Here is an 11,582-nt window from a genome sequence, read left to right on the forward strand (position 1 = left end):
CTATTATCAGGTCAGACCTCTTTGGTGTTAGGAAATCATTTTGTCAGGAGCCGTTATGAAGTCATCAACGAACAGTGCTATGAAAGATCGCATCGCCATTGTCAGCGGGCTACGTTTACCTTTTGCTAAACAAGCGACTGCGTATCGAGGAATACCTGCGGTTGAATTAGGGCGTTCAGTGGTTCAAGAATTAGTGACTCGCAATGAAATTCCTCCCGAAATTATTGATCAACTTGTTTTCGGACAAGTGGTTCAAATGCCAGAAGCACCTAATATTGCTAGAGAAATAGTGCTCGGTGCAGGATTAAGTGTAAAAACTGATGCTTATAGTGTAACAAGAGCATGTGCAACAAGCTTTCAGGCGATTGCTAATGTTGCTGAAAGTATGATGGCAGGACATGTCTCTGTCGGTATTGCTGGTGGCGCAGATTCGTCTTCAGTTTTGCCTATTGGTGTTAGTAAAAAGCTTGCAGATGTTTTATTAAGTCTTAATAAGGCTAAATCATTAGGTCAACGATTAAGTTATTTAAGCCAATTACGATTTCGAGATTTGCTCCCTGTAGCGCCTGCCGTTGCTGAGTATTCAACAGGATTACGCATGGGAGACACCGCAGAGCAAATGGCAAAGACTTATCATATTTCTAGAGTTGCTCAAGATGAATTAGCACATCGTTCCCATCAATTAGCAACTAAAGCATGGGAGATGGGAAAACTAAATGATGAAGTGATGACCGCTTTTTTTCCGCCTTACAAAGAAGGTTTCCATCAAGATAATAATATCCGTAAAAACTCTGTTCTTGATTCTTACGCCAAACTAAAACCGGCATTTGATCGTCGACATGGTAGTGTCACCGCCGCAAACAGTACGCCATTAACGGATGGCGCAGCCGCGGTATTAATGATGAAAGAATCTGTTGCTAAAAGTCTTGGTTATCAACCTTTAGGTTATTTACGCAGTTATGCTTTTACAGCGACAGATGTCTGGAAAGATATGCTATTGGGGCCATCATATGCCACACCACTTGCGCTTTCTCGCGCAGGTCTTGCATTGAGTGATCTAACGTTAATTGATATGCATGAAGCTTTTGCCGCACAAACACTCAGTAATTTGACGCTGTTTGCCAGTGAACGGTTTGCTAAAGAGCAACTAGGATTATCCAAGGCGATTGGAGAAGTGGATATGGATAAATTTAATGTACTAGGCGGTTCTATTGCTTATGGACATCCCTTTGCTGCGACTGGCGCAAGAATGGTCACACAGACACTACATGAGCTTAAACGTCGAGGTGGAGGTTTTGGGTTAACCACTGCTTGTGCTGCGGGTGGATTGGGTGCAGCGATGATTTTGGAGGTGGAATAATGGAACAACAAACAACACTAGAAAAATCATCTGTTTTTCAGTTCTCAGTTCGTAATGACAAAGTGGGTGTTATCAGCATCGATGTTGTTGGTGAAAAAGTAAACACGCTAAAAGCAGAGTTTGTGCAGCAATTTCAAGATGTTTTAAGGCAAGCTCAGCAACATTCTGGTGTAAAAGGATTAATTATCACCTCAGGTAAAACAGACAGTTTTATTGCGGGTGCGGATATCTCCATGATTGCGGGTTGTAAAACTAAAGAAGAGGCGAGTGCATTAGCAAAAGCAGGACAGGATCTTTTTACTCAACTTGAAAACTACCCATTGCCAGTTGTGGCCGCTATTAATGGCGCATGCCTTGGCGGAGGGCTTGAATTGGCCTTAGCCTGTCATGGGAGAATTTGTTCTGATAATAGCAAAACGCGTTTAGGGCTTCCTGAAGTGCAACTTGGATTGCTGCCTGGCTCCGGTGGTACTCAACGCTTACCACGTCTTATTGGTGTGACATCTGCGTTAGATATGATCTTAACGGGGAGACAAGTTAATGCGAAGAGAGCCTTAAAATTAGGTCTTGTAAATGATGTTGTCTCACAAGATATTCTATTAGAAGTTGCTGCTAAATGGATTTTATTGGGTAAAAAAGAACAGAAAAAACATTCAGTGATGGATCGTTTTTGGGCCAATACAACGTTAGGTAGAAATATTCTTTTTGGGCAAGCGAAAAAACGTACATTGGCAAAGACAAAAGGCCACTATCCAGCAGCAGAGCGTATTCTTCATGTTATAGAACGTGGTCTTGAAAAAGATATTCAAGCAGGGTTTAAAGAAGAGGCAAATGCGTTTGGTGAACTTGCTATGACGCCAGTTTCATCTGCATTAAGACATCTCTTTTTTGCTTCTACGGCACTTAAGAATGAGACAGGATCATCCGAAAAACCAGATAATTTGCATCATATCGGTATTTTAGGTGGTGGATTAATGGGTGGTGGTATTGCCTTTGTCACGGCGACAAAAGGTAATTTACCAGCAAGAATTAAAGATATCAGTGATAAGGGAATTGCTCAGGCACTTAATTATAGTTGGAAAGCGCTTTCAGCCAAAGTGAGTAAAAAAAGATTATCTGCACGTGAACGTCAGCGCCAAATGGGGCTGCTCTCGGGCTCCTTGGATTACAGCGGTTTCCATCAATCAAATATTATTGTTGAAGCTGTTTTTGAAGATCTTGCTTTAAAACAGAAGATGGTCGCAGATATTGAAGGCGTGGGGAAAGGTAAAATTATTTTTGCTTCAAATACCTCTTCGCTTCCTATTCATAAAATTGCAGAAACAGCAAAATACCCAGAAAAAGTGATCGGGCTTCACTATTTTAGTCCAGTAGAAAAAATGCCTTTGGTTGAAGTTATTCCACATGAAAATACGGATGAAAAAACGATTGCTACAACGGTAGCTTTTGCTAAAAAACAGGGCAAAGTTGCAATAGTTGTTGGTGATAAACCTGGATTCTACGTCAACCGTATCCTTGCTCCTTATATCAGCGAAGCATTGACCTGCTTAGTACAGGGGGAGCCTATTGAGAATATTGATAAAGCACTTGTCCAGTTTGGTTTCCCTGTAGGGCCTATTCAGTTATTGGATGAAGTGGGTATTGATATTGGCACAAAAATAACACCAATATTAGTGAATGCATTTGGTGAAAGATTTGCCTCTCCTCCTGCTGTGGATGCCATTATTGCTGATGATAGAAAAGGTCGTAAAAATGGACGAGGTTTTTATCTTTATGCAAAACATGCATTACCTTTCTCATTCAGTAAAAATAAAAAACAACCTGATCCAGCCATATATCGACTATTACAAATTAAGCCTAAAAACCAATTGTCTTCCTCTGAAATTACGGAACGCTGTTTATTATTAATGTTAAATGAAGCGGTTCGTTGTTTAGATGAGAATATTATAAAGCAACCACGAGATGGTGATATTGGTGCTGTATTTGGTATCGGTTTTCCTCCTTTTTTTGGTGGCCCATTCCGTTATATGGACAGTATGGGAACAACAAAGGTGGAAGAAAAACTTAACCAACTTGCCGATAAATATGGAGAAAAATATCGCCCTTGTGAGCGTTTAGTGGAAATGGCTAAACGAAATGAACGTTTTTACGATTAATATCATCTCTTTACCATTGCTTTTTCCTTTTGTGACATTTGTTTTGATTGAGGCGCTTAGGCGCCTTTTTTCTTGTACTCTTTGCGTCAGATTAATAATTGGTGAATTTTTAATGGAAAAAGAGGTCGAAAGTGTTAATTATAGCCAGATATGGCAAAATAGTTATTTGAAAATAAATTTAAAAACAAAGCTTTTTAAAATAAAATTCTGAAAATGATGTTAATTTGTAAACCAAGGGCATGACCTTAAAAAGATTAATAATGCTATTGCAATTAGGGTATTGACGATTTTATATGGGAACATATTGATTTAAAATGAATTAAATTAAGTATCTTACAAGTGTAAATACCAGTAATTACAAAAATAAAATAGGTTTAATAATTTACTATGCAAATTTTTATTATGCGCCACGGAGAAGCGGCTCTTGATGCTGCTAGCGATGCACTAAGACCACTGACTGAACGTGGGAAAAGTGAATCAATAAAAATGGCTGAATGGATGACAACGCAGGGACATACAATCGATTATGTTTTAGTTAGTCCTTATTTACGTGCTCAACAGACATTGGATGCCGTAAAAGCAGATTTAGCGCTACCTAGTAAAATAGAAATAGATGATGGGCTTATCCCCGGTGGTAATCCTTCACATGTTGCACATTACTTACGTGCCTTGGGAGATACAGGATATAAAAATATTCTTGTTATTTCTCACTTACCTTTAGTTGGCTATGTTGTCGCTGAACTCTGCCCAGCTGTGTGTGCTCCTATGTTTTCAACATCAACCATTGCTTGTGTTGATTTTGACTTATCAAAAGGAGCAGGGGAGTTGCTATGGCAAGTGTCACCCTCAACATTGAAATGAAATTTAAATCAATTATCTAAGTAAGTAATTAACACCTTATTTCACCTGATAGGTGATTTAAGGGTTAATGCGATAGAATTTTTTGGGTTTAGCGGCGAGCGATATCGTCGTTTTCCACTAAGACTAATAATGCAGCATCGCCTCCCCATTCTTTTGGGGCTTGATGAAAAGCGATTACATCAGGGTGTTGTGCTAACCAAAGTGGCGTTTGTTGTTTTAAAATATGTTTGCCATGACCATGCATAATACAGGCACAATAAACATGCTCTCGTCTACATGCCGCAATTAATGCGCCAATCTCTTGTTTTGCAATTAGTTGTGTTAATCCATGCAAATCTAGAAAAAACTCAGGTACATAATCACCACGACGTAGTTTTTTTAATTCATAAGCATTAGCGCCTTCTCTTAAATAGCGCATGGGGCCTTCTGTGGCTAAGTTAGGTTGAAATTCATCTGAAAAATAATAAGAGGCGTCAACTTGCTCTTGTTGTAAACGTTCAACAGCGTAGTGTGTCACTTTTTTACGTTTTGGTGAATGAAGTATTTTATCTTGAGCTAATTTCTTAGTGCCTTTTATCATCTCCTGAAATAACTCAATTTCAGAAGGCGGCAATGAAAATTTTTTATTCATTTTTTACGATTCTTCATAGTGTTACTGTCTTTATCAGGCAATAGTACATGAAATAGTGTTAGAGATAAAAAATATAGACTATAAATTTAGCATAAAAAAAGGCAGGGAATTTACCCTGCCGAAATAGTCACATAGTTAGCAAATATAGGCTGGTTAACAAGTTGCTCTACTCATGATATCTGTGGAACATAAAACGTTGTTATATCTTCAGGTTGCGATAAAAAACGATAAATTGATATCAAAAATAGTCTTTAAAATTAGCTATTTGCTTTAAAATGACTGCATATCGAATGAAAAAAATCTATAGGCGCATTTAGTACACAGTTAATTCTTTCATGTTTTAAGTATGGTTCAATTCCATTAACTTGCTAATAAAAGTTAAATTAAAAGTATAAAACACTAATTTTTATTTATGGGTAGATCGTAAATTTTGCTTTTAATTAGCTGATTGAAGTTTAAAACCATAGTAAGTGTGTGGTTATGGTAAAGAGAATAATAATGTAGTGATGTTTTTTTATGGTTTCCCGCTGATTTATCGCCATCTTCATGGCAAACTACAGACTTTCTATTTCTTCAGAGGACAACAGTTTTGGATATAACACTAAAAGAGGAAGCGGTTGCTGATCTAAGCACTATCCTAGATATGTTACGTTGGGCTATGAGTCAGTTTAATTCATCTGATATTTATTATGGTCATGGCACAGATAACGCGTGGGATGAAGCATTACAGCTTGTATTACCAACCATTGCACTTCCTTTAGATATTCCAGATGCACTGTTATCAACCAAGTTAACAACTTCTGAAAAGATGGAAATCATTACGCTTATCGAAAGCCGAATTGAGCAAAAAATTCCAGTCCCTTATTTAACTCATAGCGCTTGGTTCTGCGGTCACGAATTTTATGTTGATGAACGTGTGCTTATCCCTCGCTCTCCTATTGGTGAATTAATCAATAACCATTTTGATGGTTTAATTCAGCAAGAGCCAACACGCATTCTCGACTTATGTACTGGAAGTGGCTGTATTGCGATTGCTTGTGCTCATGAGTTTGAAGATGCTGAAGTCGATGCGGTTGATATTTCTGAAGATGCTCTGGAAGTGGCTGAATTTAACATTGAAAATCATGGTTTAGTGCATCGTGTTTATCCAATGCAATCAGATCTATTTAACGCTATTGTTCCAACGCCTTACGATATTATTGTGACAAATCCTCCGTATGTCGACGTCGAAGATATGGGGGATTTACCTGATGAATACCAAGTTGAACCTGAATTAGCATTAGCTTCGGGTATTGATGGTCTAGATATTACGAGACAAATCCTACTAAAAGCCCCTGAATATCTGAGTGAAAAAGGTATTTTAGTCTGTGAAGTGGGTAATAGTATGGTTCATCTTATTGAGCAATTCCCAGAAGTTCCATTTACATGGCTTGAGTTTGAAAATGGTGGACTTGGTGTTTTCATGTTGACCCGTGAACAACTTGTTGAACACTCACACTGTTTTATCCAATGATAAACGTTGATGTAACAGCAATGAGACGGTAGATTGTTACTTATTGCAAATAACATATTGATAACATCACACAGTAAAAGATAGGAATAAAGGGATGGCAGGAAACAGTATCGGACAATTATTCAGAGTCACGACTTTTGGTGAGTCTCATGGTATTGCATTAGGTTGCATTGTTGATGGTGTACCTCCTGGATTGCCTTTAACAGAAGCTGACTTACAAGTTGATTTAGATAGACGTAGACCCGGAACATCACGTTATACCACTCAGCGCCGTGAACCTGACCAAGTGCGCATTTTATCAGGTGTATTTAATGGTGTTACAACAGGAACAAGCATTGGTTTACTGATTGAAAACACTGATCAACGTTCTCAAGATTACAGTGAAATCAAAGATGTTTTTCGTCCTGGTCATGCTGATTATACCTACGAGCAAAAATATGGTTTGCGTGATTATCGTGGCGGTGGGCGCTCTTCTGCACGAGAAACCGCAATGCGTGTTGCTGCTGGTGCAATCGCAAAAAAATACCTAAAAGAGAAAATGGGTATTGAAGTAAAAGGCTATCTTTCTCAACTAGGCCCAATTACTTGTGATCTTGTTGATTGGTCTATCGTTGAAACTAACCCGTTTTTCTGCCCAGATCCTTCTCGTTTAGAAGCACTTGATGAATATATGCGTGCGCTTAAAAAAGAAGGTAACTCGATTGGTGCAAAAGTGACTGTGGTTGCAGAGGGGGTGCCAGCAGGATTTGGGGAGCCAGTTTTTGACAGACTAGATGCAGACTTAGCACACGCATTAATGAGTATCAATGCTGTTAAAGGAATTGAAATTGGTGATGGTTTCGGTGTTGTGACATTAAAAGGCACTGAAAATAGAGATGAAATCACTAAGAGTGGTTTCACTAGCAACCATGCAGGTGGCATTTTAGGTGGAATTAGCAGTGGTCAGCCAATTGTTGCTCATATCGCTTTAAAACCAACATCTAGCATTACTATTGCTGGTAAAACGATAAATCGTGATGGCGAAGAAGTCGATATGATAACCAAAGGTCGTCATGATCCTTGTGTGGGAATACGCGCTATTCCGATTGCAGAGGCAATGATGGCAATTGTGTTGCTCGATCATGCATTGCGCCAACGTGGTCAATGTGGTGACGTTGTACCTCCATTAATGCAATGGTAATCATTCTACGTCAATAACGTAGTCGATAAACTGTTGTAAGTTTGATGTTAGCTTTAAAGGTGTGAGCGCCTAATTTTATTATGCTCAGATCGTGTTGCTGTAGCTTTTTTAAATAAATGAGATAAACACAGCAACACGTCCTTCATTCCTAATAATTCGGATAGATAAATGGATTGGCTCTTTTCAGATGGCATCTACCTTCTTCTCTTCTTTGTTGCTTTAATCGCAGGTTTTATTGATTCGATTGCTGGTGGTGGTGGGTTAATCACTATTCCAGCTTTGTTATCTGCTGGGATCCCGCCTGTTCAGGCTCTCGCAACGAATAAACTGCAATCGGTAGGTGGCTCGTTTTCGGCTACGCTCTATTTTATACGTCGAAAAGTTATTGATTTAAAAGCGCAGCGATTTGCAATTTTAATGACTTTTATTGGTGCGGTTTCTGGTGCCATGTTGGTACAGTTTATTAATCCAGAAATCCTTAAACAAGCACTTCCTATTCTTACCATAGCTATTGGTCTCTATTTTCTTCTTACTCCATCAATAGGCGCTCAAGACAGTAAACAACGTATTGGCTACTATACATTTGGTGCAGTGCTTGGTGGTGGTGTCGGTTTTTATGATGGTATTTTTGGACCAGGAACAGGCTCTTTTTTCGCTTTAGGTTATGTCATGTTACTTGGGTATAATCTATCAAAAGCGACGGCTCATGCTAAGTTACTTAACTTCACCTCTAACTTTGGCTCTTTACTGTTTTTTATTATTGGTGGGCAGGTTATTTGGACTATTGGTTTAGTTATGCTTTGTGGGCAGTTTATTGGTGCTCGCTTAGGTGCAGGTTTAGTATTAACAAAAGGGCAAAAATTAATAAGACCTATGCTGGTCATTATCTCCTTTTTGATGAGCATCAAACTCATACATGACAATCATGGCGATACTATTGCACTTTGGTTTTCTGCTCTTTTTAATTAGGAATAGATGGTTTTTAAATGTCAGCACATCATTATCAACAGTTAATTGATATCTTTAATCAATGTTTTAGCGAAAGTTTCCAAACCCGTTTAGTTAAAGGGGATGATGAGCCGATTTATTTGCCTGCAAATGAAGAGACACCTTATCACCAAATTATTTTTGCTCATGGTTTTTATGCCAGTGCATTACATGAAATATCACATTGGTGTATCGCCGGAGAGGCTCGTCGTCAACAAGTTGATTATGGCTACTGGTATTGCCCAGATGGACGAGATGAAACCACTCAAGGACAGTTTGAAGTTGTAGAAATCAAACCTCAAGCATTGGATTGGTTATTTTGCCAAGCTGCTGGTTATCCTTTTAATGTCAGTTGTGACAATTTAGAAGGTAACTTTGAACCTGACCGCTATGAATTTAGAAATAAAGTTAGAGAACAAGTACTCGCTTATTTACGAGATAAAAACACGCCACCTCGAGCACAGCTATTTATTAATGCGTTACATTTGTTTTACAATACCCCAGAGCTAACGGAAGAGATGTTTCCTTATCAGGAAAATCCTTTAGTTAATTAAGGATTGCGAGAATAACTATCGCCTATCCACTGTGAAGGTTTTACCCAATAGGGTGGAGTCTGAAGTAGTAAGGTTGCTAGAACATACGTATTTATGCTTTGCTAATACAAGGTAAATATAAAAAAGTAGCAACATTATATATTGAGGATAAATAATGCTTTCTGAGTATGAAGCGTACTTATTAGATAAAATTGATAGCCGTGTTGAACATGCCTCTGACGATGAGTTATTTGCAGGCGGGTATTTACAAGGCCATATTACACTGGCTATTGCTGAACTTGAGCAAGAAAATAACACACAGTTAGAAGCGTTAAGAACGCGTGTAGAAGAGAGCATTCAAAAGGCGATAAAAGCAGGCGAGCTTTCACCTCCAGATCAAGCGTTAGTTTTGTCTACATGGCATGATTTAGTTAACTCAATTAATTAATTCGGCATGTCTACTAAGAGAACAACCGGCATAAATCGGTTGTTTTTTTCTTTCTTAAAATCTTATTAAGATCACTGCCTCTAAGTTATATTTAAGATATTTACTGTTGAATTAGATTGGTTTTTATACAAAAATTGATCCTTACTATTTATCAATTGTTTTTATTTGATTTTTCAAAGTCGATGTATCTCTCATTGATTAAGCATAATAGTGCTATCTTTTGTAACTCCTTGCCATTTCTGTAAAATTACTTTTAAATGTTTTTTAGGAATGTTTCTCGGGATGCAAATGATTTGCATAGAATATTTATGATAAGGATAACGATACGATGAAAAATTTCTTTAAAATAGGACTACTGACTAGCGCTGTTTTATTTTTATCTGCTTGTGATCAACTTGATTTAGATAATAAAAAAAATAAGTTTTATTACAGTAATCCAAGTGAAAAAGTCATTAGTTTTAGCGTCGATGGTAAAGAATATCAGGTAGAGCCGGGTAAAAATGGCTACATAACACTATCACCTGGTGAGCATAATTTAAAAGATAGTGCCGGTAATGATGCTCGATTTATGGTTTATGACCATAATAATGGTGGCATATTAAATCCTGATAATTTTATGTATTACACCCTTTCTGAAGTTTATGCAGTTAAGGGAAAAACAGATCAATTTAAACCTGTCGATTACCCAGTTATTATTAATGGCTATGAATTTGAACTTCCAGTGCGTAGTACTAATGCCACATTAATTGATGGTAATGTTTTTCAGTGTACTTATGCCTTAGGCGAGCCATTTCCTAATGAAATTCGCACTCGCAATAAAAATAATGACGGTAGCATAAAAAACAAATGCTTTGATAAACCTGAATTTATTAAATATATTTCAGCGGAATACAGTAAAGATTTAGCTCCGTTTACTCAAGAAGATGAATATAACGATTCTGTTAATCTTGATTTAGACTATATGTTACCGACAGCAGAATTTACTGATCCTGATATTCAAGCTGAAGCAGAAGAGCTAGTTTCATTATTAAATCAAATTCAAGAAAGTGAAGATCCGAAGATCCATAACACATTAAAAGATAAACTTTATAAGGCGACACTCGCTGTCTCTAGCGCGTATGCTAATAGAGCCGTGAAAGACTCTGTAGAAGACAACAAGTATTATAATCAGTTTATGGAAGAGAGTGGTAAATTTCAATCTTATGGCATATTACCTAAAGATTAACGATTTAAAAAATAAGAAATTATTTTAGCTTTAACATAAGCCATCCTACGGGATGGCTTTTTAATAAATTAAGCATAAAAGTATAAAAACACCTGAGCTGGAAAAAGAGATGACAACAACACAAAACGAAATAAAAAATAACGATATTACTCTTCGCCCCACACAAATTGATGATGCAATTAAATTGCCTGCTATCGAGCAATCAGCAGGGCAACTTTTTAGTACTTTAGAAGATTTAAGTTGGATAAGTGAGAGTGGCGTACAAAGTGTTGAAAAACATTTAGCCTTTATTAACCATAAAGGGCATTGGGTTGCGGTTAATAGTGATAATGAACCAGTTGGTTTTATTATGACGATGCCATTACCTGAAAGTTTATTTATTCATGAGTTGTCAGTGAGTGAAGCTTGGCAAAATAGAGGTATTGGTAAATTACTTATTCAAAAAGTAAAAGATGAAGCAAAGGCACATCAATTTAGTGCCGTTACGTTGACGACATTTCGCCATGTTCCTTGGAATGCGCCGTATTATCAACGCTTAGGTTTTTCTATTTTGTCAGAAAGCGAAATTCCTCATTCTTTGCAAGAAATCTTAAATAATGAAGTTGAAAGCGGGGGTTTTGTAAAAGAAACGCGCTGTGCAATGAAATTTGAGGTTTAGTTTTTTTATACAAAAAAACGTTTTTTAGCG

At 37.5% G+C, this 11,582-nt stretch carries 11 protein-coding genes; 10 read left to right on the forward strand and 1 reads right to left on the reverse strand.

The genetic code is table 11. The features are described 5' to 3' along the window. Positions 1-55 precede the first annotated feature (55 nt). The 3 genes from fadI to sixA all read left to right on the forward strand — a co-directional run bounded on the left by fadI (position 56) and on the right by sixA (position 4,377). Positions 56-1,360, forward strand: coding sequence for an acetyl-CoA C-acyltransferase FadI (gene fadI, locus ABN212_RS13070; protein WP_109370932.1), 1,305 nt, complete (start codon positions 56-58; stop codon positions 1,358-1,360). Beyond that, positions 1,360-3,516 (forward strand): fatty acid oxidation complex subunit alpha FadJ, encoded by a 2,157-nt coding sequence (gene fadJ / locus ABN212_RS13075; RefSeq protein WP_198619750.1) that lies wholly within the window; start codon positions 1,360-1,362, stop codon positions 3,514-3,516. The genes fadI and fadJ overlap by 1 nt, the downstream gene beginning before the upstream one ends. A 387-nt stretch (positions 3,517-3,903) precedes the next feature. Beyond that, the gene (gene sixA, locus ABN212_RS13080; RefSeq protein WP_196533845.1) at positions 3,904-4,377 is read left to right on the forward strand and encodes a phosphohistidine phosphatase SixA; all 474 of its coding nucleotides are present in this window, start codon (positions 3,904-3,906) and stop codon (positions 4,375-4,377) included. An 88-nt stretch (positions 4,378-4,465) separates the two neighbouring features. On the opposite strand, the gene smrB is transcribed toward sixA, so the two are convergent. Beyond that, positions 4,466-5,008, reverse strand: coding sequence for an endonuclease SmrB (smrB, locus tag ABN212_RS13085; protein ID WP_109370928.1), 543 nt, complete (start codon positions 5,006-5,008; stop codon positions 4,466-4,468). Positions 5,009-5,651: 643 nt separating this feature from the next. On the opposite strand from smrB, the gene prmB reads away from it, so the two are divergent. From prmB to ABN212_RS13120, 7 genes are all read left to right on the forward strand, one after another. Then, a complete protein-coding gene (prmB, locus tag ABN212_RS13090; protein WP_232797528.1) occupies positions 5,652-6,521 on the forward strand; it encodes a 50S ribosomal protein L3 N(5)-glutamine methyltransferase in 870 nt (289 codons plus the stop codon). Between the two features lie 94 nt (positions 6,522-6,615). Beyond that, a complete protein-coding gene (gene aroC / locus ABN212_RS13095) occupies positions 6,616-7,701 on the forward strand; it encodes a chorismate synthase (RefSeq protein WP_198625803.1) in 1,086 nt (361 codons plus the stop codon). 168 nt (positions 7,702-7,869) lie between these two features. Continuing rightward, a complete protein-coding gene (locus ABN212_RS13100) occupies positions 7,870-8,670 on the forward strand; it encodes a sulfite exporter TauE/SafE family protein (RefSeq protein WP_198619753.1) in 801 nt (266 codons plus the stop codon). A 17-nt stretch (positions 8,671-8,687) separates the two neighbouring features. After that, complete coding sequence (locus ABN212_RS13105; protein ID WP_088495095.1) at positions 8,688-9,242, forward strand: elongation factor P hydroxylase; 555 nt, start codon at positions 8,688-8,690, stop codon at positions 9,240-9,242. Positions 9,243-9,396: 154 nt separating this feature from the next. Then, a complete protein-coding gene (locus ABN212_RS13110) occupies positions 9,397-9,669 on the forward strand; it encodes a YfcL family protein (protein ID WP_109370924.1) in 273 nt (90 codons plus the stop codon). A gap of 328 nt (positions 9,670-9,997) precedes the next feature. Then, positions 9,998-10,894 (forward strand): hypothetical protein, encoded by an 897-nt coding sequence (locus ABN212_RS13115; RefSeq protein ID WP_349443295.1) that lies wholly within the window; start codon positions 9,998-10,000, stop codon positions 10,892-10,894. A 109-nt stretch (positions 10,895-11,003) separates the two neighbouring features. Next, complete coding sequence (locus ABN212_RS13120; RefSeq protein WP_198625801.1) at positions 11,004-11,552, forward strand: GNAT family N-acetyltransferase; 549 nt, start codon at positions 11,004-11,006, stop codon at positions 11,550-11,552. Positions 11,553-11,582 lie beyond the last annotated feature (30 nt).

It is taken from the genome of Proteus genomosp. 6 (genome assembly GCF_040139785.1).
Lineage (GTDB): Bacteria > Pseudomonadota > Gammaproteobacteria > Enterobacterales > Enterobacteriaceae > Proteus.

Excerpts from the sequence above, each read along its gene's own strand:
- fadI (WP_109370932.1), top strand. The coding sequence starts at position 56 with ATGAAGTCATCAACGAACAGTGCTATGAAAGATCGCATCGCCATTGTC.
- fadJ (WP_198619750.1), top strand. The coding sequence starts at position 1,360 with ATGGAACAACAAACAACACTAGAAAAATCATCTGTTTTTCAGTTCTCA.
- sixA (WP_196533845.1), top strand. The coding sequence starts at position 3,904 with ATGCAAATTTTTATTATGCGCCACGGAGAAGCGGCTCTTGATGCTGCT.
- smrB (WP_109370928.1), bottom strand. The coding sequence starts at position 5,008 with ATGAATAAAAAATTTTCATTGCCGCCTTCTGAAATTGAGTTATTTCAG.
- prmB (WP_232797528.1), top strand. The coding sequence starts at position 5,652 with ATGTTACGTTGGGCTATGAGTCAGTTTAATTCATCTGATATTTATTAT.
- aroC (WP_198625803.1), top strand. The coding sequence starts at position 6,616 with ATGGCAGGAAACAGTATCGGACAATTATTCAGAGTCACGACTTTTGGT.
- ABN212_RS13100 (WP_198619753.1), top strand. The coding sequence starts at position 7,870 with ATGGATTGGCTCTTTTCAGATGGCATCTACCTTCTTCTCTTCTTTGTT.
- ABN212_RS13105 (WP_088495095.1), top strand. The coding sequence starts at position 8,688 with ATGTCAGCACATCATTATCAACAGTTAATTGATATCTTTAATCAATGT.
- ABN212_RS13110 (WP_109370924.1), top strand. The coding sequence starts at position 9,397 with ATGCTTTCTGAGTATGAAGCGTACTTATTAGATAAAATTGATAGCCGT.
- ABN212_RS13115 (WP_349443295.1), top strand. The coding sequence starts at position 9,998 with ATGAAAAATTTCTTTAAAATAGGACTACTGACTAGCGCTGTTTTATTT.
- ABN212_RS13120 (WP_198625801.1), top strand. The coding sequence starts at position 11,004 with ATGACAACAACACAAAACGAAATAAAAAATAACGATATTACTCTTCGC.